The organism is Nocardia sp. NPDC057663 (assembly GCF_042799895.1).
Classification (GTDB): Bacteria; Actinomycetota; Actinomycetes; order Mycobacteriales; family Mycobacteriaceae; genus Nocardia.
In genome coordinates, this window is sequence record NZ_JBHVHX010000004.1 from 442,026 (window position 1) to 467,665 (window position 25,640).

A 25,640-nucleotide genomic window follows, 5' to 3' on the forward strand; every position below is an offset into this window, starting at 1 on the left:
ACATCCACACGATGATCACGTGGATTGGTGAAGGCGCGTCGCGCCGATCGTCAAGGGGGTTCCCGGCACGTATCCAGGGTGGTGGTACCGCGCCGGTGGATCAGCGGGAGGTGTTCACCGCGGTGGTGCTCGCGTTGACCAGCGGTTGCGCGTGGCGATTGTTGCCGCCGTCGTTCGGTGTCAGTGTTCCTACTGCGCATCGCCGGTTCACGGTGTGGACCCGTGCCGGGGTGTGGCGGCGCCTGCACCGGGCCGTCCTCGACGAACTCGGCGGTTCGGGCTCGATCGACTGGTCACGGGCGGTGATCGACGGGGCGTCGGTACGCGCGAAAAAAAGGGGGATCCGATGACCGGGCCGAGCCCGGTCGATCGTGGCAAGCCCGGCTCCAAGCTGCACATCCTCACCGATCGTGCAGGAATCCCGCTGGCTGTCGCTGTTTCGGCGGCCAACACCAACGACGCCGAGGCACTGCGCCCGCTGGTGCGGGCTGTCCCGGCGATGCGGTCGCGGCGCGGGCCGCGTCGGCGCAAGCCTGCGAAACTGCATGCTGATAAGGCCTACGTCATCGTCGACCTGCGTCGCTGACCGGGTATCGGAGTTCGTATCGCCCGAAAGGGCGTCGAGCGCAGTGACCGCCTTGGGCGACATCGGTGGGTCGTGGAACGCAGCTTCTCCTGGCTGACCGGCTACCACCGGCTCAACCTGCGCTACGACGGCAAAGCTGAACACTTCCTGGGATTCCTGACCCTCGCTGCCGCCCTCACCTGCTTCAAGAAGCTGACCAAGGCTCGATCCGCGACATGAGACACGATCTAAGAGATCGAGTAGAGCACTACTCGCGCTTTGTCCGCGATGACGGCGAAGGCTGGGGGAATCCACAAACCGCATATTAGATTCATAGGAGTTCCGATGTGGTCGAAACGCATTCTTGCAACTCCATTACTCGTGCTGGGCATGACTGTTGCCGGCTGTTCGACGGCAGACGATATCGCCAGGAGTGGTGACGACGCCGCTCGCGCGGCGCAACACGAGGTCCGCCCCCCGGTTCGTCCCCCGGTTCGTCCGGTGCCCGTGGACCCGACGATTTTGACACCACCGGAGGACTCGGTTGCGCAGTTGATCATGCGCTTCACTGAGGGAGAAGACGGTGAGAAGCTTGTGAAAAAAAGCGTGTGCCAGCTCCTGAACGCCGTCAACGAACAGAGCGGTGACACCGAGTCGTGGTCGCGGCGGATCAAGGCGAACATCCCTGCACAGACCGATCCTAAGAGTCAGTTCACGGTGGATTTTGCCACTCATCAGGTCGCGCAGAGGCTGGCCGGGTTGACTTCACAGGGCGGGGGATTCTCGCGAATCTATATTAAGGCTTGCTTCTAAGCATTCATATTGCGTAGGTAGTGACCAGGGCCATCGCGCGGACAGAGCAAAAGTCCGCCACAGCACTTAAACCGTGTCTCACTTGGTTGATTTCGCCATGGCGATCTCCTTGTAGCCGGCGAGTGGTTCTTCGGGCCATCTACGACACCACTTACAGGTGGATCTGGCCGTCACTGGTGGTCCGAAGATGTTGGTACAGACGGATTTCGATATCACCTGGTCGTGATAGTGGTAGGTTGCGCCGCAACGTTCTGTGTGCTCTGCCCGAGGCCCGGAACCTGTCTCGTTGGAGCCGTCGTTGCCGCCGCCTCGTCAGTCCAAGGTGGAGCCCTATGCCGCCATCCGGTGAGACTCGCGAGCCGGGGTGTCGGACCGGGATCTGCAGCGCGCGGTCGACAGTCATCTCCCGGCGGTCGGCCCGGCCAGCGTCGGTTCCCTCGACGAACTGCATGGCGATCCACAGGAAGTGATCGGTGCTGCCACGATCGTGCACCACGACGATGTTCGGGTTGTTCCAGCCGGGCAACAACATCGGCCTCCTGCTCGAAACGGCGAACCAGCTCCGCGTCCGCGGAGACGCCCTGATCGAGTAGCCCGAGGGCGACGTGGCTGGGTAGCTGTGGTTGGCGGGCGAGGTATACCGAACCCATACCTCCGCTGCCAAAAATCCCTCGATGTGTACCCGGCGAAAACTTCCCCGATCCGCAACAACGGCTACTCCACCGATCCCGCCTGGGATTGCACCACGGAAGGTGTTGCGCCCCAACAAATCTAACGCACCACTGGTGAATCCCGCGAATCCAGCTCCATAGGCAAGACCGGGTGAGGCGCGGAGCTTGCCGTATCTGCCGCAGCTTGTGCGGCCGCGCAAGCACTCGCGCGAAAACGGTCCCGCGCACTCGCTCAGTACCGGGACGCTTCCGGGTCAGCTCGCGTTCCGCCTGACGGAACGCGAGCTGCATCACGAACTGCCGCTCGGGTGACACTATTCACATCGAATGCGCTGATTCATCGCCACAACGATATGTCCCAGCGGACAGGGCCCGGCGGCTCTACCGTCAGGTATGTCGGTCCTGGCATCGACCGGATCGGTGGATACGACTCATACCGACGGCGGTAGGCCGACGGTGCCGCATCAGGAAGGGTCCCTCATCGGCGAGGGAGACCATGACCTCACTTCCCACTCGAGTCCGACGAGTAGCAACTCTCGGCATCGCAGTAATCCTGTTCCCCGCAATGACCGTGCTCGGTCCGTCAGACCCGGCCGCCGCCGAGGTGCAGGTGCTGCACGATATCGCCCGGTCGACCGCCGCCCGTGCGACGTGCGGACCCGGTTCGACACCCGAATCCGGCCTGCAAGGCGACGTCCCGGCCGCCGACCGCGACAACGGCCGAAGCACCCACGGCTATACCTGCAACATCACCCGGGTCGGGAGTTACGGCGGATACGGCGGTGGCGTGGTGTCGGCAGCCTTCGACACCTGCGTGTACATTGGCAGTTTCATACCTGGAAGCTTCGACGGCCCCGCTGTCGGCGTTCAGGTGCTCGATGTCGCCGACCCCGCCAATCCGGTGCTGATCGGCGCGCTCACCGAACCCGCGATGTTGGCGGGCACCTGGGAATCGCTCAAGGTCAACACCACCCGCAAACTCCTCGCCGCCACCGGCGCACCATTCCTGACCGGGGCGGGGCTGATGTCGGTGTACGACATCTCCGACTGCCGCCACCCACGGCTGCTGAATCCCGGTGCCGGCAGCAACCTGTCCATACCCCTGCCGATCACCGGCCACGAAGGCGGATTCGCGCCCGACGGCAACACCTACTGGTCCTCCGGTGTCGCCCCCGGACTGGTCAGCGCCGTCGATCTGCGCGACCCCACCCAACCGAAAGTCATCTGGCAGGGCCTGCCCGGCCTCTCCATGCACGGTATGGGGTTCAGCCCCGACGGCAACCGCCTCTACCTCACCAACAACATGGGCGGAGTCACCATCATGGACGTCTCCGCGGTGCAGCGCCGCGATCCCGACCCGGTGGTCCCCGTTCTGTCGGAGACCACCTGGACCGACGGTTGGGCCACCCAGCACGCCATCCCGGTGACCTACGGCGGCACACCGTATCTGTTCGCCCCCGACGAAGCAGGCAGCGGCGGAGTAAAACTCATCGATATCTCCGACGAGACGCGCCCGCGGGTGGTCAACTCGATCAAACTCGAGATCAACCTCCCCGAGAACTTCGACACAGCATTGGCCTCGAGCATGGGCGGCTCCATCTTCTCCTACGACCCGCACTACTGCACGGCCGATCGCCCCGCAGATCCGACCGCGCTGGCCTGCGCGTGGTTCGGCTCCGGTATTCGCGTCTTCGATGTCCGAGATCCGTTCCAGGTCAAAGAGATCGGCTACTACAATCCGCCCGCGCGCAAGCACGACGCCGACCAGATCGTCAACTCCGCCCACAAGACGATGTCGGTCATCGGCGCACCCATCCTCGGCGCGAACGCACTGATGCAGGCCATCACCAGCGGCGTGTTCGACCCCGAACAGGCACTGAGCTCACGCTCCGGCCAGCTCGTCTTCGGTGACATGTCCAGCGACTGGTGCACCTCCCCACCGCACTGGCGCGGAAACCAGCTGTGGGTCAGTTGCAACGACAACACCTACTCCACGCTGGCGCTCGACCCTGCGGTCTACAGTCCACCCGCCGATCAGCAGACAACTATCGGCTCATGAGCGCCCGACGCTGGGTGACCGCAGCCGGACTCGTCGGCGTGGCCGTCGTGCTACTCGTAGTCGGTGCCGCGACGTGGCCGCTGCTCGTCGACGACCACACCCTTGCCGAACCCATACTCGGCCCAATCGAGATCGGCTTCGCCCAGGACATGCTCACCACAGTCAGGCACTGGTCATGATCTCGCGCCGCCAACGGCGAAGCGGGCCATACGCTCCCAGTCGATGTAGAACCGCCTCGCCGCGGGCTGAGGAACGCGACCCGGGCGACGTTTGCCCTGCACATCGCATCGGCGTACATCTCAGAGTACAGGGCCCGGCCCAGCGGGTTGGCGGCCAGCGTGTCGAGGCGGTTGTTCATGACGGACGCCGGCAGCCCCGGCATGCCTTCGACGATTCGCGCCACGCTGGGCCGAACCGTCGGCCGGATCGCCCGCTGCCGGGCCTTGGGCGCCGGTCCTGCCGCACGGGCGAGGTCGTGGAGGTACATGGCTCGGTACTGTCGAGCCGCAGTGCCTGGGCCAGCGCGTCCAGCACGCCGTCGGAGACACCTTTGAGGCTGCCGCGCTCCATGCGCGTGTAGTACTCGACGCTCACCCCGATCAGCACTTGATTAGTTCATACTAGCTGGACCTGGGGAAATGCGGCAATGTCATGTGCCTACATCTCACTCGGGATTGAAACGGCCATCAGATCGAGCCGCCGGTTCGGGTTGCGATTTCGGGCTCCCGTAGCCCGAACCGGCGGGGATCATCCGATCTGTTCAGCCGCGTCGAGCACCTCGGCCGAGATGGTTCCGCGTGCGCCGATCACCTCGATACCGAGTAGCACGCCATCGGCATCGAAATCCAAGACCATCTCGGCCCCGCTGAGTGGTACTGCTTGTTGCCGAACGGCTTCTCCAGGGCCGATGCGATCGGCCAGGTAGATCATCGCGGCGTTCGCCGCCGAATCGTAAGTCATCCGCACAAGCTCAACTCCTGCCAAGTTGGTTCCAACGTCTGTCCGCTATCGTCGTTGATTCGCGATGGGGGCACCCTAGTTCCACCCGGTCGACACGACAGCGCAGTTGCTGTTCAGGACAACCCACACTTTGTCCCCGACGTATTTGATCGTGTCCGCCCCCTTCCGCTTGTACCGCTTCCCGCTGCTGTTGGCTTGCGTGATCGCTTGGTCCATCATGTCTTCGGATATGCCTCGCGATATCGCCTGTTCCCGACCGTGGTTGGTGAAACTTGCGACACTGCTGCACAGCGCGATGAACGACAGATCACCCCGCGCGTTCGGTCCCGATCCCGTACCTGTCGTCCATGGGCTCGCGGCGGCTGGTGCGCCCATGACGACCATTGCCGTTGCAGCTGCTGCGGCGACACCGGTTGCGGTCCACTTCACGATCTGCATTTGCTCTCCCCTTATGCCCATTCACGCGATCACGTGAAAGTTCCCTTCGATGACTTAGACGCCGCGCACCCGGGTTTGGTTCCCTTGCAACAGAACACGAATTTCTGGTCCACTGTGTCGTCGGCTGCATGCGATGCGGTCGAGCAACTCGGTGAGCAGGCCGCGCTCGCCGGGGGTGAGTGCGGTGGTCTGCGGGAGGAGGGCGCGCAGGGCGACTGCCGCGCTGGCGGGCCGGACGCCGCCATGACGGGAACGTCGGTAGTGATCGTGGCGATGACGGCTTCCCTCGCCAGATGAGGCACGGTGATGTCGCGGTGGTCCGGAGGAGTGGCGATGAGGGCGTGGGTGGTGCCGCCGCCGACGGCGTGGACCAGTTGGGTGGCTCGAGCCTCGTCGATGCGCAGTCGGCCTGCTTCTGCGATCCGGCGGATATGGGCGCCGAGAACTGCCAGTGCGGTCAGCGCCGCGGGCGCGGTGCCGCCTGGGCGGGGCTCGGCATACATGAGGGTGTAGAGAGCGGGGTTGGTCAAGCCGAATTCCATGTTCAGATTCCAGCCGGTGCGCAGGTCCTCGACCGGGTCGTCGATGAGTTCGAGGCTGGTCTTCTCGCTCAGGTGGGCTGCGAAGCCAGAGGCGGCGACCGCGTCGAGCAGGCCTTGCTTGTCGACGAAGAGCCGGTAGATGGTCGGAGCTTGGACACCGGCCGCGGCGCTCACCGCGCGGGTCGACACCGCCTCGCGTCCACCTTCAGTGAGGAGTTGAGCTGCGGCGGCGATGATCCGTTCGCGGTTCCTCTCGGCGGCAGGCGCGCGATCAGTCTCCATGGTTATCGATGACAACAGTGCTGTGTTATCGACTTCAGTTCTCCCTGTTGCGGTTTGAGTTGATTCCGAGCGGGGTAGGTAAATGCTGGTCGAGTTCAGCGACGACCGGGTCGAGGTCGGTGCTCTCGCCCTGGTCATCCCTTGTGGTCGGGTGGCCGGTCATTGTGCCCAGAAATATTCATTGCCGGCTGCCCGCCGCCGCCAGGTTTCGGCTGCTTCGAAGTCGCCACGGTCGTGCAGCAACTCGCCGAGACGAGCCATCGCAGGCTTGTTGTCGCGTCCGGCTGCCCGCTCGAGCCAGGCTTCGGCTTCGTCGAGGTCACCGCGACCGGCCAGCAGCACGCCCAGGCGGTACATGGCAGAGATGTGGCCCGGGTAGTACTCGGCAGGAACGGGCTCGGCGGCGCGCCGCCACCAGCTTTCGGCTCCGTCGAGATCCTCAGCGGCCCTGAGCATGTGGGCGAGCCCGGCCATTGCTGTGGTGTCACCGGCATCGGTGGCGCGGCGATACCACATTTCGGCTTCCTCGTACTCCGCGTTCTCGTCGATGAGCATGGCGAGCTGGGTCATCGCGGCGATGTCACCGGCCTCGGCCGCCGCGCGGTACACCGCTTCTGCGTCGTCGATATCGCCGTGCTCGTCGGTGTCGGAGGCCGTATTCATCACGCGACCACCGTCATTTTGCCGATCTCCTCCTTGCGCTGTTAGACCTCCACACCGGTCTCAGACTGCGACTGGTCCGGTTCCTCGTTCTTCTTCGGCATGCGCTCGTGTACCTCGCGTATCGCGATGCCAAGCGCGCTCGGGTCGTGACCGCCGAACTGCAATACCCGGGCGGTCCGGCGAACAGACCGTATGCCTGCGACTCGCATCGCCTACAAGCATGCAGTAGTAGGTCGATCAGCCCGCCAGGAACTCGAGGCGGTTGCCAACCGGATCTGCCATATGGAAACGACGACGACCAGGGATTTCGGCTGGATCGGCCCAGTGAATTTCGTAGCCGGCGGCCATGACCGTGGTCGCGACCGCGTCTACATCGGCGACGAAGGCAGGGTGGGCTTTGCGTGCAGGGTGAAAGGGATCCTCGATGCCCACGTGGAGTTCGCCGTCCGGGCCACCGGTGCCCGGGACCACGAACCAGCATCCGCCACGTGCGGCGAGCATCGGAGGTTTGGGGAGTTCCGTCCACCCGAGAACTTCGGTGTAGAACGCCCGCATACGATCTTCGGCCCCGGGCGGACAAGCGATTTGAACGTGGTGGATCACGGATCCCCTCCTCCGGAACACATCTTGTAGGACAAGCGTACTACTTGACTTTGTGTTCCGCGTGCCGAAACATCCGCTACCAGCCGCATGCCAGGACTCGCCGATCAACGGCGTCCGCCACGAGGAGGAAGAGCGTTTCCTGAGCTTTTCGCTGTTTGTGCCGCCCCTTTGGGTGCCCGGCGGATTCGAGGGGGCGTTGCCACAATGGCAGGCTGGAGTCGTTTTCCTGAGCTGATAGGGATGGCGTAGCTCATGACCGAGTCGGGGCCGGCGGGCCGGTATTCCTCGCCGTAGATCTCCAGGTCCGGGCCGTAGGTGTGGCGACGGTACTCGGAGCCGGTCAACCAAGTGGAGTAGATGTAGTTCACCGTGAGGTTCAGGTTGGTGGCGGGCCCCGGTGGGTGAAGTGTGCGTAGGTGGCGGCGGGCACATCGAAGCGGACCATATGTTCGGGCAACGTGTCGATCCCCGAGCCCTCGATGGCGGCGTCGTACACGAGGTGGTCGCTGTCAGGGTTCTCCGAGCGGATGACGCCGTAGCAAGTGTGGCCGGTGACATCTCACACCTCAATGCTCGTCGAGACCTTGGACAGGTTTTTGACAATCTCATCACTAAAGCTCGATGCAGAACGTTTCTGATGATATCATCATCTAATGACCGCGGAGCGATCTATACAACTCCGGGGCGGCGACGTGAGCACAACACACTCGTCGCGGCTGCAACGAGTGGAAGGAACCACAATGTCCGTGGACCGCATCGACGTGCATCAGCACCTGATACCCCCCGCCTATCAGGACGCTTTGCGCAGCCACGGCATCACTGCGCCGGGCGGGCGGGCCCTGCCCGACTGGACCCCCGAGCTCGCACAGCAGCTGATGACCACGGTCGGTATCAGCTCCGCTATTTTGTCGGTTTCAACTCCGGGAACGGCATTCATCCCCGACCCCACCGAGGCCACGAAGCTCGCGCAGTCACTCAACGACTACTCCGCGAATCTTGCCGCCGAGCACCCAGGACGATTCGGATTCCTGGCCACCCTGCCCATGCCCGACGTCGCAGCCTCCGCACGGGAAGCGGAACGAGCCCTCGACGCGCTCGACGCGGATGGCGTCGTTCTGCTCGGAAACGCGGCGGGCAACTATCTCGGCGCCGAAGGCCAGGGCGAGCTGTTCCGGGTGCTCGACGATCGCTCGGCAGTCGCGCTGGTTCACCCCGCCGATCTGCCCGGCGACGCCGCACCCGATGTTCCCCCGTTCGCCGCAGACTTTCTTCTCGACACGACGCGCGCCGCCTACCTGTTGGTACGTAACGGTATTCGACGCAAGTACCCGAACATACGCTTCATTCTGTCCCACGGCGGCGGCTTCGTCCCCTACGCCGCACATCGCCTGGCCGCAACGATCTTCAGCGAGACCGGAACCAGTCCTGCTGATCTACTCGATGACTTCTCCGGTTTCTACTTCGACACCGCACTGTCCTCGAGCGCGTCCGCGCTGCCCACTCTGCTGGCATTCGCACAGCCCGGGCATGTCCTCTACGGCAGCGACTGGCCCTTCGCGCCGGACCCGGCAGTGCTGTACTTCGCAGCGGGACTCGACGCCTACGACCGGATAGACGATGCCTCACGCCGGGAGATCGAACGCACCAATGCGCTGGCGTTGTTCCCGCGCTTCGGCACTGCCGCGACCACTCAGCCCTCGACCGCACTGCTCGACAAGGTTCGGGGAAACATTCGCCGACAGGCGTTTCGCGGCATCGCGCGAGCCATCAGCTCCAAGGTTTGACGGCACACCATCGAGCCACGCTCGTCTCGACACTCGGCGCGGATGGCACTGCGACAGCGGGCACTTCTGAGCAAGGCCAAGCCGCCGAAGTTTTTGGCGGGCTATACCACCCACCGCATTGATGCGCCCGCGAGTATCGGTCGCAGCATGGAGTCGACGGTGCAGCCGTGTGCCGATCTGCCCGACACCGCTGTGTCACGCACCGCAAGGCAGCGAACCGTTCGTCGCGCTGCGCGAGATCGACGACGGTTTGACGACCGCCTACCGTGAATTTCTCGAGTGGCCGCCACACCTCAATGCTAAGTCGACACAACGAGATTTGATTCAGCGGCAACGGCGCGGGGTGGCGGCACTTCGAGGGATGTCCATCGACTACGGATTCCGGTCGGGAGCGGTGGCGGAGCATGCGGATCTGACCGATGCCCAGTGGGCGAGGTTGGAACCGTTGCTGCCTCGTGGCAAGAAGGCGCGTCGCCCGCCGAAGTGGAGTAGACGCCAGATCATCGACGGGATTCGGTGGCGCACCCGGGTGGGTGCGCCGTGGCGGGATGTGCCGGATCGGTATGGGTGCTGGCAGACGGTGCATGGGTTGTTCCGACGGTGGCAGCGTGCGGGGATTGGGCGTTGATCTGGAAGCTGTTGCAGATCCTGGCCGATGCGACCGGCGGTATCTGCTGGCAAGTGAGTGTGGACTCGACCATCATGCGGGCTCATCAGCACGCCGCCGGAGCGGTCCGTGACGGCGGCGCTCAGGCTGAACCGCCGGGTGGGGTCGAGGTCGAGCCGGCCGATCACGCGTTCGGCCGATCTCGGGGTGGATGGTCGACCAAGCTGCATCTGGCCTGCGAGCAGGGTTTGGCGCCATTGGCGGTGCTCATCACCGGTGGCCAGGCTGGGGACAGCCCGAATTTCACCGCCGTGCTCGATGCAATCTGGGTGCCGCGCCTCGGTGGTGGGCGTGCAATACCGTGCTCTGGCAACCAGATACGACAAACTCGCCGTCCGCTACGTCGCCACGATCCACGTTGCCGTTGTCGACCTGTGGCTACGGTGACCCGACCTTCGAAACACGCCCTAGCTGCGGTACTGGTCCCACCAGGCGGCGCCGTCCCGGTGGGAGGGTTCTGGTCTTTCGGCGGCAACGGCGCGCTGGGGATGCCGAGGGCCCATAGTCTCCAGTCGTCCTCACGGATCGCGTGGCCACGACACGGACGGGAACGACTGCGCCCGGGCATACCTCAGCTTCCCTGTCACCGACCGCGCAGTGCCCATGGATTCCCGGATCCAGAGGTCCGTTCTTCGCTGGGAACTGTTCACCCACCACGGTTTCCGCGATATCGTTCACACCCAATTCGTGGCCAGCCTGAACCAGGTACGCCGACACACTCGCGCACTCGCCGCCTTCGACCCGATCCCACGCCTTCGCCGCTACGAACCGACGCGCGCGGGCGCGGAGCCAACCGACCGCTAGGAACGACGAAAGACCCCGCCGCTCAGGACGACCACCGCGGCGGGTCAGTAGCGCAGAACACTGGCGCGCACCCTGCAGCCAGACCTACGAGCGAGCGACTTCGGACTCCCGCAGGATTCGCAACGCCTCGGTAGGGCAACTGTGCACAGCTTCCTCGACCGCGGCCAGTTCATCCGCGGTGACACTGTCTTTGTGCATGATGAGGTCGCCGTCGTCGTCGACCTCGAAAAAATCCGGTGCGAACGACTCGCAGATTCCCAACCCAGTGCACTTGGCCCGGTCCAACTCAATCCTCATTGCGAATTCCTTTCCGACAACAGACTGAACAGCGATTACTAATATATTGATTTCACCCGAGGTTCGGCAACGGGAGGCCAGGCACGGGTTGATCGAATGATCATCGAACAATCGGCGGTGATACGAGAATCCGCCCCGCTGCTGATCATGGATTTGTCGCGAATCCCTACGGAACGGTGTCAACCAATCTTCCAGGTCACGTGCACGCGATGAGCGTGATGCAGGCCGCGAGGCAGTACGCTTCGAATGCACCACGAAGTACAGGTGGCGCCTCACGTAGCTCCATGAAGTAGCGGCCGATCAGTCGCACCTTGATGAAAGCCACAACGAGTATCACAGTCGTACACATATTGTCCGACGAGATTCCGTGGTCGGCCCCGAGCCAGAAAGACAGCAGTGTCGCGGCGACCAAGATGCCCCAGATAATCGTCACCCGATCCCGCATGAATACGGCAGCAGTTTCCATGTTTTCACCTGATGAGATAGAGCAACGGAAGAATTATCATCCACAGCAGGTCGACCATGTGCCAGTAGCAGGCTGCACCTTCTACAGCCGCATGGTTGACCTCCAGACGACCGGAACGACGGGCGATATACAGCAGATAGAACAGTCCGCCGACACCCACGAGGAGGTGAACGAGATGCAGACCGGTCAGCGCAAAATAGTACGGATAGAAGTTTCCACCGACGGACAGCAGGTCATTGCCGACTATCGAAACGTAGTCGACGACCTTCATAGCAATGAAGCCTAGTGCGCACACAATTGCTCCGGCGAACAAGCAGGTCCCGGCAGTTGCGTCCCCGGCTCGTATCGCACGAACACCACGCACCACCACGAGTGAGCTTACGAGCAGCAGAAGCGTATTGATCACGCCGTGACTCTGATCTAGAGTCCTGCGCGCAATTTCGAATTGATCGGCCTGCTGACCGCGGTAGTACAAGAATGTGGCGAAAATGACGGTGAACATAACCATGTCGCCGATGAGAAATACCCACAGGCCTTCTTCGCCGGGCACTTTCCAAATCTTCTCGGGTGACTTCCATGGTTCTCGGCGGCCGATGCCGCCGCTACTGATTCCCGTTGTGAGCATGATCGACCTCTTCGCGATCGGGGGAGGTTGTCAGCACTGATCTTCCCGATGCCGGCGCAGACCGGGCGGACCCGTGATACGCCCGCCCGGCCTGCGTTCATCGGGTTGACTAGCCGGCATTGTGCGGATCAGCCACCATTCGGGACCTAGCCGGCGACCGCGACCGGCACTGAGCCGACAGATTCCCCGTCGCCATACGTCCGGTTGATCGCCTTCAATGTCAGCACCGTGATCACGAGGAACCACAGGAAGAAGTCCGTCATCGGTATCCACCACGACAGCACTCCGTTCCACGCGAATGGTCCGGACTTGACGTAGACCAACACGATCGGCGGCGCCGCCTGAATGAAAGCCATCAGCAAGCTGAAGTATCCGGACCACCGGGGAAACAGTGGAGTTTCGCTCAGGTCGGACAGAATTGCGACACCGGTGGCAGCTATCCACGCGACGAAGGGCGGGAATCCTGCGACGAATGAAATCCACCCGAAGTCATTGAAGATCTGAATGTTCTCCGCCGATTGAGTGTCCGGACGGAATGCAGCGGCGAACCACATGATAATGGGCAGAATAATGAGCAAACTGGACGCGGCAAACGCGCAGACCTGGAGGAGTATGACTGTCGGCGAAACACCCTTGATTCGTCGCGTCTGCCCGATGATCCCCGCACCGAATGCGAGATAACCGATCGTACCGAAATAGCAGAGCGCCAGGCCGGTCCGAACGCCGTTCGCATTCTCTCGGTAGAATTCCGCCGTTTGTTCTGCACTGTCACTGGGACTGAGTGGCGGGAGAAATCCGGCGAACAACACGAATCCGACGAAGAACAGCAGCGCAAAGACCGCGCCACCCCAGGTACAAATGACCTCTGATCGACGATTCACGGGTGCGAGCTCCTTTGCTTCGCTGACATTTATCGACATGATTTGTACCATGGGTTCGATCGGCGGGTCAGCGGATTGTGTTGATCAGACATCCCACTCGAACTCGAGTTTCTCGGGCCGGTGGAAGATCATTCCGTCTTGCACCTGGATCTGCTGATCGGGTACCACTCGCAAGTTCGGCAGCCTCGTGATAACCGTTTCAATCGCAATCCGTGCGTCCAACCGTGCGACGGACTGACCGATGCAGGAATGTACGCCTCCGCCGAAGTGCATGCTGTTTCGCATCTCCGCCGGGGTGCGATCGATATCGAACCTCTCAGGGCACTCGAACCTGGATTCATCGTTGTTTGCCGATTGGACCAACGCGAAGATGTTCGCCCCCGCAGGAATTCGCTGCCCGTGGAATTCGACATCCTGCTTCACCCTGCGGACGACTCCGCGCGCCGGTGTCAGCCGCCGCAGCGACTCTTCGACGACCTTCGGAATCAGCGTCAGGTCATCGCGCACCCGTGCGAGAAGGTCCGGCTGCTCGCACAGCTTGTACAGCGAGAAGCTGATGGCACCCGCGCTGGTCTCGAATCCGGCGATGACCAGCTGGCCGACGACGCCGAGAACCTCGCGGTCGGTCAGGCTCTTCTCGTTGCGTTCCTGCGCCAGGATCAGACCGCTGATGAGGTCGTCCCCGGGGGACTTGCGGCGGGCGGAAATCGCCTCGGTGAGGTACTCGCTGAAGTCAACCTGTTCACGTGCCAGTGCCAGACGGCGCTCGTCGGAGATGGTGGGGACGAACAATTCGGTGATGCCCAGCGTCCACTGATGGAACTGCTTGTGGTCCTCCGGTGACACACCGAGAATCTTGATCAGCACCTGCACAGGCATGGGAGTCGCGAACCGGTCGACGAGGTCCACACGACCCAGCGGAATCAGTGGTTCGATCAGACTGGTCGCCGCTTCGCGGATCTGGCCTTCTCGCTTTGCGACGGCCACGGGCGTCAGCGGCTTGGCCGCGAGTTTACGGATGCGGTCATGCTCGGGCGGGTCGGTGTTGACCAGAGCCGGCTGCCACGGGGCGTATCCGTGCGGAAGCGCCTCCTTCAGCTCATCCGGTACTTCGCCGACCAGGTCGGAGGGCATGGACCCGAAGCGTTCCGAGTCGCGCACCACGGTGAGCACATCGTCGTACCGGCTGAGGATCCAGGCATCGAGTTCAGGAACGTGCAGGACGGGCGCATGGTGCCGCAGCTCCTTGAACATCGGACAGGTGTCCCACACTCCCCGGAAGGCTTCCATCATCGATGGTCCGGCCGTCGGTTCGGTCATACTTCTTCCTCCAGATGATTCATTCCATGTCGCGCGACCGCTTCGATCCGCAGGGCGCGCGTGACGGGGTGATCAGCGGACCGAACACCCGCAGATTTGCCCAATCGGGCGATCGTCCGCCGGCAACGGGTGCAGGCGACGAACGCTCGGCGAACAGAGTTCAGTTCAGGCCCGCGACACCGACCGAATCGAGGTCCAGCGCCATGTCGGCGTAGCGGCGGATCTGATCGACGATCAGCCGGTCACCACGCTCGGTCGATTCGACCTGGCTCGCCGACCCGACGAACAGAAAGACACCATAGAGTGCGCCTTCGCGATAGGAGGACCAGCAAGCGTCGAAATCGAAGCCCGTCACTCCGGCGCCGACCAGCTGCTGGTGATAGTCCGCGATCAAGTCCCGCTCGGCCGACCGGCGTGATTCAGTCGGCAGCGAGGATCCGAGGAAGTACGCGGGATCGACGCCAGGAGGGCCGAGTCGCACCGTCTGGAAATCGATAACCGTCGCCGCACCGGCAGTCGAATCGGTCCCGAATAGGAAGTTGTCGGTTCGGAAGTCACCGTGCTGCACAACCGTCGGGGCCTTCCAGTTGCGGACCCACTCCCCTGCGCGGGGCAATACCGATTCGAACAGCTGCACGTGCTCGGGTTCGAGGCCGTGACCGAAGCGTTCGAGGAACGGGCCGAGTCCAGCCGACAAACCGTCGAAGATCCCGAAGGTTCGCGCCGGATTGGCGATCCACTCCAGCGCCTGCAGGGCAGGCGAGTTCCAGAGGGGTGCCTGGAAATTCACAAGTTGATGCAGCACACTCGCGCAGTCGTCGAGACTGCTCGCCTGTAGCACATCGCCCGGCCTGGTTCGACTACTGAGATCCTCGAGGATCAGATTGAAGGCGTTCGAGTCCGGGGCGAAATACGAGTGGTAACACTTCGGCAAGCTCATCTCGGTGAGCTGCGGAGCGATGTCGCGATAGAAGGATGTCTCGAGTTCATACAGTCCCATTGCCTGCGCCAAGCCCGAACTGCCCGGGTCATCGGTCGGGAATTTCACCACGACCGATGCTGGTGCCGAAGTCGTGTCGGCGTAGGTCAGCACTGCCCGCACCATGCGTGCGAGGAGACCGCTTCCAATAGGTTCGAGTGCGACATCCGTGATCGCCGGAGAGCCCGGTGCGATGTGATCCTTCAGCGCGGACCGGAACCAATCGACCGTCATATCGGCTGCGCTGGTGGCAACGGCGATGGGTTCCCGGGCCACGATGCCCGGGGTAGCGGACTGCGTCATTCGTATCTCTCTCCTGCTGTGCAACGGTGGCCGGCCAGAACCGGCCTCGATTTTTAATCACCAATAGATACGATGAGCCTATTGGCTTGGTCGAATATGGTGTTCGAACAGTATGTACGCCCATGGGAGTGTTGTCAATCACATCCATGCGCCGCAGCCATCAACGCTCGTCGGCGCACCGGTAGCGAGCTCCTCCCCCTGGGTGCCCGGGACGGCCTATATGGCTAACTTTTGCCAGTTCAGAAGGGTATTTACACACCACGATCGGGTCGCTTCCACGCAGGCTCCCGACAAGCCGTGACGCCGCCGCGAGCGACTCGGCAGATGATCTGCTGGCGCCTTCCCACCGCCTTGGATGCGATTGGACGGTCGATCGCCACCCCTTCAGGCGCGCGCCAGCGACCTAGAGTTGTGAACCAAACTTAAATTTCTTCTTGACCGCTGTCCGCTCCGATGCCTACGGTGGAGACCCCGTCGATGACGGAGCGTGCGAGCAGACCCCCGGCCAGAACCGGGAACGAGCTATACGCCATCCCCCTGGCCAGGTCGGCCTCCTCACAGCCTCAGCGTCTCTCGCCGGATGACACATCAATACATAGGAGCAGGAATGGGTTGGAGCGACGAGATCAACGCCGCTGACGAATACTTCCACAAGCGCAGCGACGACCCCTACTGGAGTGAGAACAGCCTGCTCGGATTCACCGTGCCGGAGCGAAATCTTTGCGGCTTCATCTATTTCTATTTCCGGCCGAACATGAATCTCGTGGTCGCCGGTCCAGCGATCTGGGACCACACCGGAGAGGACGTGTACAACTGTAAGTACTATGGCTGGGATCAGCATCTCGCGATCCCCGAAGGCGCCGAGATGTTCGACTTCGAGTTGTCGAACTCGCTGACCTGCAAGATGATCGAGCCACAGCGCGAGTATCGATTCGGGTACGATCGCCACGGCGTCAAGATCGATCTCACCTGGACTGCCGTGGCCGAGCCGCATTACATGAAGCTGTCCAAGACCGGCGAAGAGGACCCCGGCATCGCGAACTGGGTATCCAAGGACGGCGAGTACTCGGTCGGCCACTATGAGCAGGCGGGCCGCTTCCGCGGGACAGTCGAGGTCGAAGGCGAAGTACTCGACATCGACTGTGGCGCCCTGCGCGACCGCGGCTGGGGACCCCGGCACGCGGACATCAAGGACCCGCTCCGCGCCGGCTGGCCGTATGTTTTCGCTTCGGCCGAGAGCGGGTGGCATCTCTATGATCCGCAAACCACCCTCTCGTTCGACGAAGATCCCATCGAGGGCACGACCGAGACAGTGACGACGGGCTTCTACATTCGCGACGGAATCAAGGCTCGTGTGGTCGAGGGAACTCGGCGAGCCGAACGCGGTCGCGACGGCCGAGTTCTCACTCAGGTGATCGACTGTGTCGATGAACTCGGCCGGGAACTGCACGCGGTCGGCCAGTCGATGAATTGGCTCAAGTGGCCCGTCAACAGCGACATCATGAACTGGTGGTCGTTGGTGAAGTGGGAGTACGACGGCCAGGTCGTCTACGGCGAAGACCAGGACTTCATGAACTTCCGGCACTATCGCAAATACTGGAAGCGTCTCCTGGAGATGGATCCTGGCCTGATGCACTGCTTCCCGCCGTCGCCCGACTACCCGCCGTACGGCAACCCGTAATTCCCAGGATCCGCGCGAGGTCGGCGGCTTCGGCCGGCCCGCCACGGCCGACCGGTTCCCGTCGCATTCCCGAACCCGCGGATTGGTGAACTGTCGATCGCGGCGCGGCTGTGGTTGTTCGTAGCCGCCGGACAACCACAGCCGTACACTGTGTTCGATAGCGATCACATCGAGAACGAAGGGGGTGGACGCGCATAGTGGCGCGACCAACTGTCCGGAGAGCACGTGCCACCCGAGCGGAACGACGTGACCAGATCGCGCAACGACTGCTGACCGCTGCCGAACGCTTCGTCGCAGACGGGACGAGCTTCACAGAGATCAGCGTCGAACAACTGATCACCGAGGCGGAGATCGCGCGTTCGACCTTCTACATGTACTTCGAGGACAAGGGCGCGCTCCTCCTCGAGCTGACCGACCGGGTCACTGTGATCATGGGCCAAGCGGCGCTGGCCTGGCTGGAACTGCCACCCAAATCGAGTCGGGCGGAGTTGAAGGATGCGCTAGGACGAGTTGTCGAGGCTTACTTCGCCCATCGTCACATGCTGGCTGCAGTCGCCGAAGCCGCAGCATATGATCCTCGCGTCAGAGAGCAATACGGGGAAGTGATGGCGCGCAGGATCGAATTCATCTCCGAACACTTCCTGGAGAAGCAACGACAGGGAGCCGTGCGGCCGGATGTCGATGTCCCGTCAGTTACTCCATGGATCACGTGGATGATCGAGCGTTGCCTGTACCAATGGCTCGGGCACGACACGCGAAGCCAGTCGGAGTACACCGATCCGGACTTCACCGACGGACTGACCAGCATCATTTGGCATACCTTCTACGAAGGAGTCGCCTGACCGGTTTGCCGGTGCCGAAGAGCCACGACCACGACCACGACCACGAGGTTCACACACCGAGCAACAGCTCTCAGCAGTACGGACGCGGCGAGGTTGGCGCGAATGGAGTGTGGGATCGGCCGCATCGCCTTGCGCACGTTCGGACCGAGGGACATGGGTGTAGGTGTCGATCCTTACCTCCTCACCATTGGGGCCTGCTCTCGATATCCAGGGTTGCCGGCGCGGATCGATCCTCCGCGTGATGGTGTACCTGAAGGACTGGCAGGACCAGGTCGATCGCCGGGGTGACCGTCAGACCCGGCACGACATCGCCCATGTCGCACCGAACTCCCAGGCGATCAAGGTAGACCACCGAATTCACAGCCGGACGGGTCGATCCCGAAGAAGGGCTCAAACAGCTCGAGAAGGAACAGATCCTCCTGGCATCCAACCGGATTCAGGAAGTCAGCGAATACGTCATCCATGCGAGCGACCCTCCTCATCTGGATGGTCTTGCCGAGGCGGAGCGGCTCGCGCAGAAGTATCCCGGGTAGTTCACGCTGATCGACCTCTCGGATGAGGAGTTCGACAAGGCGGTGGCATTGAACTCCGCCCGGGCTGACAAGCCGCCGCGCAGGTCGAGCTGAACAACCTTCCCACACAGGAACTGTTCACCGAGACCGAGCTCTGCACACTGACCGAATCACTCGGCGATGTCCGCCTGATCCTCGCGGAAGGCAATACCTCCGGGTGTGCTCGGAGATTGTGGCACCACGCCAGGTCGGTGGCCGCACCGCCGTTGGATGCGACGACGAAATATTTGTCGCCGCCCTTGATCCGAATGACGGGATTCTTGCGGATACCGCCGGTAGTCAGGATTACCACAGGCTGGGAGTCCAGCGTGCCGGCTTCGTGGCCACCGGTCGCCTCGTACCGGCTACCTGCTCACGCGTTCGTGTGTCCGGGCTGGGTAGGTCATGCGATGTCCATCCTCGGCGAGCGGTGCAGCCAGGTCGCGATCTCGTTCGCAACCTTCCCGACTCGACCCTTCAGTCCTCATGCGGTGCAGTGGCCGGCAGTAACCATCGCCGAAATCCACGCGCACCTGGATGTCCTGGTGTTCCTAGACAGGCTGAGCGAGGACAACCAGTGTCCCTGGTGAGCTAGGCCCAGACCGCGTAGCCGCCGCACACATAGGCTCCTGAACAGCGACGATGCCGAACATCTGGCCGCGATAGCCTCCGCGCTGCACAGCCTGGCACGCGCAGTCGGCGGCCGGGTCGACAAGGGGCTCTGCAGCAGACCGTGGTCGAACTCGCTGCGAGCTGATCCATCTGCTCGAACATCTCATTGCTCGATGACGGATCGCAGCTACGTAGTGATCTACGTGTCCGCCCGGATTCGCGGCTGTGATCCAAATCGCATGCTGGTGGAATGCACAACACATCTGACCGCGATTCAGTGGCGGACTCCCCTCACCACCAGCGGCTGGAAGAGCGAGATCGGCCTGCGGATGCCCTTCCACGCGATGGGTGTCCTGGCGGGCAAGCACCGCGGCATTCCGGACGCCCCCCTAAACAGCCAACTCTGGATCGAGGGGCTCGGCCAAAGCCGAGCCCCTCACCTCTGCTGATCACAGGCCGGGCCAGACCTGGGCCGCGATTGATGCTGACCTTGACGATCAACTGCACCACAAAGGTCAGCGATCACTCCTCGACCACGATCGAACAATGCTCCGCCGATTTCGATCTCGGACCCTCAACACTGTTGATGCGGTCCGATGCAAATCACCAGACGAGTCGCATCGGACGGCAGACCGATCAAGCGCTATAGACCACGTACTCGATGCACTGTCTACGCTTCCGATCAGGTTCCCCGTGGACCGGCGCAGCGGCCGGAGCCTCAGCGCGGCGCCATGCGGATCGCGCCGTCGAGCCGAATCGTCTCCCCGTTGAGCATCGGGTTCTCCACGATATGCCGCGCCATGGCTCCGAACTCGGCAGGGTCACCCAGCCGAGACGGGTGCGGTACCTGGGCGCCCAGGGATGCGATCGCGTCCTCGGAGAGCGTATCGAACAGCGGAGTATGGAACAGTCCGGGCGCGATCGTCATCACGCGGATCTTCAAGCTTGCCAGGTCGCGCGCGACCGGCAGGGTCAAACCGACGATGCCGCCTTTGGAGGCGGAGTAGGCGGCCTGCCCGATCTGGCCGTCGTAGGCGGCAACAGACGCGGTGTTGATGATCACGCCACGCTCCTCGCCGACCGGTTCGGTCTTCGAGATCCGTTCCGCGGCGAGTCGAAGGACGTTGAACGTGCCCACGAGATTGACGTTGATCACGCGGGTGAAGTCTGCCAGCGGAAAAGCGCCGGTCTTGCCGACGGTCTTGTTGGCGACTCCGATTCCGGCGCAGTTCACTGCAACACGCAGATCACCGAGATCCGCAGCGGCGTCCAGCGCGGCACAGATCTGCTCCTCGTCGGTGACATCGGCGGCAGCGAACACCACGTCGTCGCCCAGTTCCTTCGCGACCGCCTCACCAGCGGAAGACGGCAAGTCGATGATGACGACTTTGGCGCCGTGGCTGTGCAACTCGCGAACGGTGGCCAGCCCGAGGCCGGATGCACCGCCGGTTACCACCGCGACTGCGTTCTTGATCTCCATTTCGGTCCCTACTTTCCTGGTTCTTACATCTGTTCCGTGGTGCGGTGAGAGAGGCGACGGCCCGGCATCGTTCTCACCACGCGGAGGCGGTCTGCTCCATCACCGCTTTGCCGACAATCTGTCCGCGTTCCAGCGCAGTAAGCGCCTCGGCGGCGTCGGCCAGCGGGAATCGCGCGCTGACGAACGGCCGGAGCCCTTGCGCGACAAGCCCGCCCAGCTCTGTCATCGACTCCGCGAAAGCCCCAGGGTGAACACGCATGTACTCACCCCAAGCGACCCCGGCGACCGACACGTTGCGCAACAGCAGTCTGTTGACCTTCACCGACGGGATCTGGCCCCCTGCCGCGAAGCCGACAACCAGCAAGGTTCCCTCCGGCGCCAAGACGCGAACAGCCTCGTCGAAGGCCGGTCCACCAATCGGATCGAGCACATGATCCACACCGGTGCCGCCGGTGAGTTCCCGTACCCGCGCGGCCCAGCCGTCGGTCAGCGGAACCACATGGTCGGCGCCGAGGGCGATCAATTGCTCGGCCACCCCTTCCCGCCTGGCCACTGCGATCACTTCGGCTCCCAGCGCCTTTCCCACCTGGACAGCGGCCGTGCCGATGCCGCCCGCGGCGCCGAGCACGAGGAGCTTCTGTCCCACCCGTAGGCTCGCGCGCCGGGTCAACGCGAAGTGGACCGTCTGGAAATTCGAGAGCAAAGCGGCGGCGGCTCCGAACTCCAACTCGGGAGGCTTGATCGCTACCGCCACGGGATCGACTGCCACGAACTCGGCGTAGCCACCGAGCTGCGAGCAGAAGGCCACAACCTCGTCGCCGACCTGCATGCCGCTGGCTTCCGGCGCCGAGGAGACCACACCGGATACCTCGAATCCCGGGACGAACGGCGCCGGAACTCGCATCTGGTACTTCCCGTAGGTCATGAGCAGGTCGGGGAAGTTGACCCCGGCCGCGCGAACCTCGATGAGCACTTTGTCCCTGCTGTCCGGGACCGGAATCCGGGTGGTCCGCAACGCGGCCGGGCCCCTGAGGTCCGTCAGCTGCACAGCCGCCATCGTGCTCCCGAAATCAGACATCGAGGCCAACGGGCTCGCCGGCGACGATCTGATCGAGATACTCGCCCATCCCGTACAACTCGGTGCCGTCCTCACCTGTCCAGCAGACCTGGCTCTCGAGAATGCGCGTCGTCAGTTCGGCTCCGGACGCCTCCACTTTCCGGTGCCGCAACGGCACCGTCACACCAGCTTTGCCGGTGAACCGCCAACTTCGTCGGTCGTCGGCGATGAGTTCGATCGCGATATGGCGCGTCACGGCCTTCTCGTCGCGTTCGGTCCGGACCTTGATAGTCGAGCAGTGGTGGACACCGTCGTGATCCCAGACGAACCCACCGGTCAGCGGAGCGCCGTTCTCGCTGCCGAAGTAGGCACCCATGAATCCGGCCGTCCGGGTGGACCCGTGCAGCCACCGATAGAACCACGGCGCCTGCCACGACCGTGGACCCCAGGAGTGATCACGCAGGCCGACGCCGTCGATCTCGTAGGCCGTGCCGTCCACGACGATCTCTCCGGTGACGGCCATGGGCTGCTCGTAGTGATTCGGCGCGAAAGCCGGTCCGTCACCGTCGAAACTGTGCTCGTACGGATCGGCAAGCCTTTCGAAGACCAGCGCGGCGGTGCAGGTGACCAGGGGCGTGTCTGCCAGTTGCCGCGGATCGGACAGGATCTCCGGGTCGTCGAGGAGATTGATCGTGCCGTCGAAGGTCGCGCGCAGTCTGGTGAGCGGCTCCTCGACGTGGAACTCGAGCCCTGATCCCGCCATCTTTGCATTGCTGGTCACCTCGGGCCGCGCGAAGCCGAACGCCACCCTGCCATCAGGAAGGTATACGCAGACGGTTCGTTCGCCGCGACCCTCATTCGGCCGGTTCGCCAGCCGGACGAAACCACCGATTCGGCGGGTCGGGTCATGGAACTGGAAGTACATGGATTCGTTGAAGTTACGTTCGTCCCCGACCGGGTGCGTGTAGTCGTCCTCGGGCTTCATTCGTGTCTTCTCTCGCTGTGTCGAAGTCGATATCGGCGGCTGTCGTGCTCAGCCACGTGCCAGGTCGCCTGCCTCGACGAGCAGGAACCCGATCGTCGCGTCGAGCTCTGTCAGATCGACCGCACCGTGGTCGCCCATGGCCCCGGACCGGCGCCTCAGCAGGACACCCTGCAGCAGCGTCGCTGCTCGCCAGTGCGTGAACGCGCGGTGATAGCCGATACCGCTGGCATCGAAACCAGTTGCATTGCAATATGCTTCGATGAGCTCGACGCGGTCGGGGAATCCACCTGCCCGGGTGGGGCTCGGCATGGTGATTCGCGGCTCATCCGGTCCGCGCCAGTCGTCGATGAGCCACGCCAGATCAGCGAGCGGGTCGCCGAGTGTCGCCAGTTCCCAATCCAGGACCGCTGTGATCCTGCTGTCGGCGACCAACAAGTTGGAGAGCCGGTAGTCACCGTGGGCGAGCACCAGCCGCTGCTGTTGCGGGATGTCGCGTTCGAGCAGAACACGAACGTTCTGCCACGCCGCGTCGTGCGCCGATCGGTCACCCCACTGCGACCAACTCCGGACCGCCCGCCGAATCTGACGTGGCAGGTATTCGGTCGCGGGGCCGAGATCACCCAGTCCGATCTCCGCCGGATCCAAGCAGTGCAGTCTGGCGAACACCTCGATGACGGCACGCCCCAGCTCCGAACGTTGGTCCGGACTCAGCGCTTCAGCGTCGGCTTCCGATTCCAACGCCGCACCTGGCATCTGCGTCATGACGTAGAACGGTGCTGTCTCGTCGGTCCCGATCACCGTGGGAACTGGAATCCCGGTTCCGGCGAGTCTGTCCAGAATCCTCGCCTCGCGCAAAACGTCGTGCGCGCTCGGGTCGTGCCTACCCGGCGGGGGTTCGCGCAGCACCCAGCAGCCGCCCGCTTCGTCCCGAACCAGACTGGTGACATTGGACTGACCGAATCCGATCCGATTGATGCTCAGCGCACCGCACACCTCGGCGCGCTCGGACAACCACCGCCCGAGTCGCGTTGCCTTGTCCGCACTCGAGCCGACTTCGGATCCAGCGCTCTCGGCATCGTCCATGTTGTCGTGCATCAGCTCCCAGCCTCCAACACCTGCAGCACTCAACCGCGCCACAATTTAATCTATTTTTGAATCTAATCCGAGCGGCATGGTCCGTCAAGTGTCACCGACTGCCGATCGATGCGAGCAACCCCACCCGGACCGGCCGGCATACCGCCTGGTTCAGTCACCGACGCCGCGCAAGGACCTCAGAACATCGACCGCTGCCCGCTCACCTGCGATATAGGCGGATTCGATCCCGGACTGAGTGAGGTAGTCCCCGGCTATCCGGATACGCGCGGGCTGCATCGCCAGGAGTTCCAGCATCCTCCGGTAGTGCCCCGGTGCCGCTGTCGCGAGTCCGTACTGCCGGTAGTAGACCTGAGTGAAGTCCGGTTCCGCATAGCCGTGAACTTTGCCGAGAACCTCCAGCGCGGCATCCGGTAGCTGCTGTTCGGTCAGCTGCGCTGATCGTGGGCCGTCGAAGTAGACGCTGGCGACCTGGCCACCAGGGGGCGTCGAGCCCGGCCGACGTCGCTCACCGAGAAGAACCCCGATGTCCGAATGTTGCCCGACCCCGACCGGCACCACGAGATCGTGCGGAGCTTTCGGCCAGGGATCCCGCGCGAATCCGAAGGCGACGTGATGCAACGGGATGGCCTGTACCGAATTCAGCGCCGCGATCGCCTGGGCGGAGAATGCCTCCCGGCAGAGGTCCGCAGCAGAGAAGGGATCGGTCGCGACGACCACTGCGTCAGCCGTCAGCTCGCCTCCGGACGTCTCGACCGTCACACCGGAAGGCAGCGGGCGAATAGCGGTCACCGAGGTGTTACAGCGAACCTCCACGTCCTTCAACTGCCAGGCGGTCACTCGATCGAGACCTTCGGTCGGGACTGTGAGGCGAGTCTTCGAGGGCTCGCGGAGCAGACCGATGAGGAATGAGCGAGAGATCGTCGAGAGGTCGGCGCCGGTCAGCGGCTCCATGAGTGGGCGTACGACGTACTCGTGTACTCGATCCCCCAGGCAACGCCGCGACCACGCCTCCATGGATTCGCCGTTGTCGGCCGCTGCGAGAGATGCCAGATCCCACGGCACCGGACCACGGCGCAGATTGAGCCTTGCAGCGACGCGGAGGAACCGGATCTTGTCGGACATGGTGAGCTGCGGAAGGCGAAGAAAACTGAGCGGGCGGTCGAATCGCACCGGGTAAGCCTCACCGTTTTCGAACAGCGCGGTTCCTGCCTTCCAGGGCTGAACATCCTTGGACCGCCCCGACTTTCGCAGGAACGCCAGAGTCCGGGCGTAGGACCCCATCACGAAAATGGCGCCGGAGTCGACAGAGAATCCGCTGTCGCGCACCGTCAGTGTCCGGCCACCCACTTCGGCCTCTTTTTCGAGAACCGTGACACCGACACCGGCATCGCTCAGCACTCGAGCGGCGGCAGCACCCGACGGTCCCGCTCCGACCACAACCACGTGTGAGGTACGCACGTTCACCCTCCCCGATTCGCGCGGCCGACCACCCGGATCGACACGATCGCTTCGCACACAGTACTAGATTTTAATCTAAACTAAACCAGCCGATGCCTCAGCCACGCATCCGAAGGAGGTGTGTCCGCCCAGATGGGACCGAGTCCGCTAGGACAAC

26 protein-coding genes and 4 pseudogenes are annotated in these 25,640 nt (G+C 63.2%); 10 read left to right on the forward strand and 20 right to left on the reverse strand.

Annotated features, from left to right (window positions below; translation table 11 throughout):
* Positions 1-11 precede the first annotated feature (11 nt).
* The 5 genes and pseudogenes from ACFVAV_RS13325 to ACFVAV_RS13345 form a co-directional block, all read left to right on the forward strand.
* Positions 12-670: pseudogene (locus tag ACFVAV_RS13325) on the forward strand (IS5 family transposase); the annotation flags it as partial.
* Positions 659-805: a hypothetical protein gene (locus ACFVAV_RS13330; protein WP_379034575.1), complete on the forward strand. Its 147-nt coding sequence runs from the start codon at positions 659-661 to the stop codon at positions 803-805. The pseudogene ACFVAV_RS13325 and the gene ACFVAV_RS13330, both read left to right, overlap by 12 nt.
* A gap of 105 nt (positions 806-910) precedes the next feature.
* On the forward strand, positions 911-1,378 hold the full coding sequence (locus tag ACFVAV_RS13335) for a hypothetical protein (RefSeq protein ID WP_379034451.1): 468 nt from the start codon (positions 911-913) through the stop codon (positions 1,376-1,378).
* Between the two features lie 1,236 nt (positions 1,379-2,614).
* Positions 2,615-4,108 (forward strand): LVIVD repeat-containing protein, encoded by a 1,494-nt coding sequence (locus tag ACFVAV_RS13340; protein WP_379034453.1) that lies wholly within the window; start codon positions 2,615-2,617, stop codon positions 4,106-4,108.
* Positions 4,105-4,287 carry a hypothetical protein gene (locus ACFVAV_RS13345; protein WP_379034581.1) on the forward strand — a complete coding sequence of 61 codons (183 nt, stop codon included), beginning with the start codon at positions 4,105-4,107 and terminating at the stop codon, positions 4,285-4,287. Before ACFVAV_RS13340 ends, ACFVAV_RS13345 begins: the two co-directional genes overlap by 4 nt.
* A 71-nt stretch (positions 4,288-4,358) precedes the next feature.
* On the opposite strand, the pseudogene ACFVAV_RS13350 reads toward ACFVAV_RS13345, so the two are convergent.
* The 7 genes and pseudogenes from ACFVAV_RS13350 to ACFVAV_RS13380 form a co-directional block, all read right to left on the reverse strand.
* Positions 4,359-4,595 (reverse strand): annotated as a pseudogene (locus ACFVAV_RS13350) (transcriptional regulator); the annotation flags it as partial.
* 260 nt (positions 4,596-4,855) lie between these two features.
* Positions 4,856-5,092, reverse strand: coding sequence for a DUF2283 domain-containing protein (locus tag ACFVAV_RS13355; protein ID WP_379034455.1), 237 nt, complete (start codon positions 5,090-5,092; stop codon positions 4,856-4,858).
* Positions 5,093-5,143: 51 nt separating this feature from the next.
* On the reverse strand, positions 5,144-5,506 hold the full coding sequence (locus tag ACFVAV_RS13360; RefSeq protein ID WP_379034457.1) for a hypothetical protein: 363 nt from the start codon (positions 5,504-5,506) through the stop codon (positions 5,144-5,146).
* Between the two features lie 29 nt (positions 5,507-5,535).
* Positions 5,536-6,468: a TetR family transcriptional regulator gene (locus ACFVAV_RS13365; protein ID WP_379034459.1), complete on the reverse strand. Its 933-nt coding sequence runs from the start codon at positions 6,466-6,468 to the stop codon at positions 5,536-5,538.
* 21 nt (positions 6,469-6,489) lie between these two features.
* Positions 6,490-6,993, reverse strand: a complete 504-nt coding sequence (locus ACFVAV_RS13370; protein ID WP_379034461.1) for a tetratricopeptide repeat protein — start codon at positions 6,991-6,993, stop codon at positions 6,490-6,492.
* Between the two features lie 237 nt (positions 6,994-7,230).
* Positions 7,231-7,596 (reverse strand): VOC family protein, encoded by a 366-nt coding sequence (locus ACFVAV_RS13375; RefSeq protein WP_379034463.1) that lies wholly within the window; start codon positions 7,594-7,596, stop codon positions 7,231-7,233.
* 104 nt (positions 7,597-7,700) lie between these two features.
* Positions 7,701-8,134, reverse strand: a pseudogene (locus ACFVAV_RS13380) (GyrI-like domain-containing protein); the annotation flags it as partial.
* 208 nt (positions 8,135-8,342) lie between these two features.
* Between ACFVAV_RS13380 and ACFVAV_RS13385 the strand changes: the two are divergent.
* Positions 8,343-9,380 carry an amidohydrolase family protein gene (locus tag ACFVAV_RS13385; RefSeq protein WP_379034465.1) on the forward strand — a complete coding sequence of 346 codons (1,038 nt, stop codon included), beginning with the start codon at positions 8,343-8,345 and terminating at the stop codon, positions 9,378-9,380.
* A 169-nt stretch (positions 9,381-9,549) separates the two neighbouring features.
* Positions 9,550-10,008, forward strand: a complete 459-nt coding sequence (locus ACFVAV_RS13390) for a transposase (protein WP_379034467.1) — start codon at positions 9,550-9,552, stop codon at positions 10,006-10,008.
* Between the two features lie 927 nt (positions 10,009-10,935).
* Here the strand turns inward: ACFVAV_RS13390 and ACFVAV_RS13395 are convergent.
* The 6 genes from ACFVAV_RS13395 to ACFVAV_RS13420 all read right to left on the reverse strand — a co-directional run bounded on the left by ACFVAV_RS13395 (position 10,936) and on the right by ACFVAV_RS13420 (position 15,722).
* Positions 10,936-11,148: a ferredoxin gene (locus tag ACFVAV_RS13395; protein WP_379034469.1), complete on the reverse strand. Its 213-nt coding sequence runs from the start codon at positions 11,146-11,148 to the stop codon at positions 10,936-10,938.
* Between the two features lie 196 nt (positions 11,149-11,344).
* On the reverse strand, positions 11,345-11,614 hold the full coding sequence (locus ACFVAV_RS13400; RefSeq protein ID WP_379034471.1) for a cytochrome C oxidase subunit IV family protein: 270 nt from the start codon (positions 11,612-11,614) through the stop codon (positions 11,345-11,347).
* 4 nt (positions 11,615-11,618) lie between these two features.
* Complete coding sequence (locus tag ACFVAV_RS13405; RefSeq protein ID WP_379034473.1) at positions 11,619-12,239, reverse strand: cytochrome c oxidase subunit 3; 621 nt, start codon at positions 12,237-12,239, stop codon at positions 11,619-11,621.
* 146 nt (positions 12,240-12,385) lie between these two features.
* Entirely contained in the window at positions 12,386-13,159 is a 774-nt protein-coding gene (locus tag ACFVAV_RS13410) for a hypothetical protein (protein WP_379034475.1), read from the reverse strand.
* 45 nt (positions 13,160-13,204) lie between these two features.
* Entirely contained in the window at positions 13,205-14,440 is a 1,236-nt protein-coding gene (locus ACFVAV_RS13415) for a cytochrome P450 (protein WP_379034477.1), read from the reverse strand.
* Positions 14,441-14,600: 160 nt separating this feature from the next.
* Positions 14,601-15,722, reverse strand: coding sequence for a phosphotransferase (locus ACFVAV_RS13420; protein ID WP_379034479.1), 1,122 nt, complete (start codon positions 15,720-15,722; stop codon positions 14,601-14,603).
* Positions 15,723-16,209: 487 nt separating this feature from the next.
* Here ACFVAV_RS13420 and ACFVAV_RS13425 point away from each other — a divergent pair, with 487 nt between their 5' ends.
* Entirely contained in the window at positions 16,210-17,403 is a 1,194-nt protein-coding gene (locus ACFVAV_RS13425) for a hypothetical protein (protein ID WP_379034481.1), read from the forward strand.
* A gap of 197 nt (positions 17,404-17,600) precedes the next feature.
* The gene (locus ACFVAV_RS13430; protein ID WP_379034483.1) at positions 17,601-18,245 is read left to right on the forward strand and encodes a TetR/AcrR family transcriptional regulator; all 645 of its coding nucleotides are present in this window, start codon (positions 17,601-17,603) and stop codon (positions 18,243-18,245) included.
* Between the two features lie 338 nt (positions 18,246-18,583).
* Here ACFVAV_RS13430 and ACFVAV_RS13435 read toward each other — a convergent pair whose 3' ends face one another.
* Both ACFVAV_RS13435 and ACFVAV_RS13440 read right to left on the reverse strand, forming a co-directional pair.
* Positions 18,584-18,709, reverse strand: a complete 126-nt coding sequence (locus ACFVAV_RS13435; RefSeq protein WP_379034485.1) for a hypothetical protein — start codon at positions 18,707-18,709, stop codon at positions 18,584-18,586.
* Positions 18,710-18,779: 70 nt separating this feature from the next.
* Positions 18,780-19,148: pseudogene (locus tag ACFVAV_RS13440) on the reverse strand (nitroreductase/quinone reductase family protein); the annotation flags it as partial.
* A gap of 433 nt (positions 19,149-19,581) precedes the next feature.
* Between ACFVAV_RS13440 and ACFVAV_RS13445 the strand changes: the two are divergent.
* Positions 19,582-19,857 (forward strand): hypothetical protein, encoded by a 276-nt coding sequence (locus tag ACFVAV_RS13445; RefSeq protein ID WP_379034487.1) that lies wholly within the window; start codon positions 19,582-19,584, stop codon positions 19,855-19,857.
* A 269-nt stretch (positions 19,858-20,126) separates the two neighbouring features.
* Here ACFVAV_RS13445 and ACFVAV_RS13450 read toward each other — a convergent pair whose 3' ends face one another.
* The 5 genes from ACFVAV_RS13450 to ACFVAV_RS13470 all read right to left on the reverse strand — a co-directional run bounded on the left by ACFVAV_RS13450 (position 20,127) and on the right by ACFVAV_RS13470 (position 25,540).
* Positions 20,127-20,888: a 3-hydroxyacyl-CoA dehydrogenase gene (locus ACFVAV_RS13450; RefSeq protein WP_379034489.1), complete on the reverse strand. Its 762-nt coding sequence runs from the start codon at positions 20,886-20,888 to the stop codon at positions 20,127-20,129.
* A gap of 73 nt (positions 20,889-20,961) precedes the next feature.
* The gene (locus tag ACFVAV_RS13455; RefSeq protein ID WP_379034491.1) at positions 20,962-21,945 is read right to left on the reverse strand and encodes an NADPH:quinone oxidoreductase family protein; all 984 of its coding nucleotides are present in this window, start codon (positions 21,943-21,945) and stop codon (positions 20,962-20,964) included.
* 13 nt (positions 21,946-21,958) lie between these two features.
* Positions 21,959-22,930, reverse strand: a complete 972-nt coding sequence (locus ACFVAV_RS13460) for a hypothetical protein (protein WP_379034493.1) — start codon at positions 22,928-22,930, stop codon at positions 21,959-21,961.
* A gap of 48 nt (positions 22,931-22,978) precedes the next feature.
* Positions 22,979-24,025, reverse strand: coding sequence for a phosphotransferase family protein (locus ACFVAV_RS13465; protein WP_379034495.1), 1,047 nt, complete (start codon positions 24,023-24,025; stop codon positions 22,979-22,981).
* Between the two features lie 150 nt (positions 24,026-24,175).
* Entirely contained in the window at positions 24,176-25,540 is a 1,365-nt protein-coding gene (locus tag ACFVAV_RS13470) for an NAD(P)/FAD-dependent oxidoreductase (RefSeq protein WP_379034497.1), read from the reverse strand.
* Between the last annotated feature and the right edge of the window lie 100 nt (positions 25,541-25,640).

Bases quoted from the DNA above. Each gene is read 5' to 3' on its own strand.
- ACFVAV_RS13395 (WP_379034469.1), bottom strand. From the start codon at position 11,148: ATGAGGATTGAGTTGGACCGGGCCAAGTGCACTGGGTTGGGAATCTGC.
- ACFVAV_RS13415 (WP_379034477.1), bottom strand. From the start codon at position 14,440: ATGACCGAACCGACGGCCGGACCATCGATGATGGAAGCCTTCCGGGGA.
- ACFVAV_RS13365 (WP_379034459.1), bottom strand. From the start codon at position 6,468: ATGACCAGGGCGAGAGCACCGACCTCGACCCGGTCGTCGCTGAACTCG.
- ACFVAV_RS13370 (WP_379034461.1), bottom strand. From the start codon at position 6,993: ATGAATACGGCCTCCGACACCGACGAGCACGGCGATATCGACGACGCA.
- ACFVAV_RS13460 (WP_379034493.1), bottom strand. From the start codon at position 22,930: ATGAAGCCCGAGGACGACTACACGCACCCGGTCGGGGACGAACGTAAC.
- ACFVAV_RS13405 (WP_379034473.1), bottom strand. From the start codon at position 12,239: ATGCTCACAACGGGAATCAGTAGCGGCGGCATCGGCCGCCGAGAACCA.
- ACFVAV_RS13345 (WP_379034581.1), top strand. From the start codon at position 4,105: ATGAGCGCCCGACGCTGGGTGACCGCAGCCGGACTCGTCGGCGTGGCC.
- ACFVAV_RS13340 (WP_379034453.1), top strand. From the start codon at position 2,615: ATGACCGTGCTCGGTCCGTCAGACCCGGCCGCCGCCGAGGTGCAGGTG.
- ACFVAV_RS13400 (WP_379034471.1), bottom strand. From the start codon at position 11,614: ATGGAAACTGCTGCCGTATTCATGCGGGATCGGGTGACGATTATCTGG.
- ACFVAV_RS13435 (WP_379034485.1), bottom strand. From the start codon at position 18,709: ATGGATGACGTATTCGCTGACTTCCTGAATCCGGTTGGATGCCAGGAG.
- ACFVAV_RS13450 (WP_379034489.1), bottom strand. From the start codon at position 20,888: ATGGAGATCAAGAACGCAGTCGCGGTGGTAACCGGCGGTGCATCCGGC.
- ACFVAV_RS13465 (WP_379034495.1), bottom strand. From the start codon at position 24,025: ATGCACGACAACATGGACGATGCCGAGAGCGCTGGATCCGAAGTCGGC.
- ACFVAV_RS13445 (WP_379034487.1), top strand. From the start codon at position 19,582: ATGACGGATCGCAGCTACGTAGTGATCTACGTGTCCGCCCGGATTCGC.
- ACFVAV_RS13420 (WP_379034479.1), bottom strand. From the start codon at position 15,722: ATGACGCAGTCCGCTACCCCGGGCATCGTGGCCCGGGAACCCATCGCC.
- ACFVAV_RS13410 (WP_379034475.1), bottom strand. From the start codon at position 13,159: ATGTCGATAAATGTCAGCGAAGCAAAGGAGCTCGCACCCGTGAATCGT.
- ACFVAV_RS13455 (WP_379034491.1), bottom strand. From the start codon at position 21,945: ATGGCGGCTGTGCAGCTGACGGACCTCAGGGGCCCGGCCGCGTTGCGG.
- ACFVAV_RS13335 (WP_379034451.1), top strand. From the start codon at position 911: ATGTGGTCGAAACGCATTCTTGCAACTCCATTACTCGTGCTGGGCATG.
- ACFVAV_RS13360 (WP_379034457.1), bottom strand. From the start codon at position 5,506: ATGCAGATCGTGAAGTGGACCGCAACCGGTGTCGCCGCAGCAGCTGCA.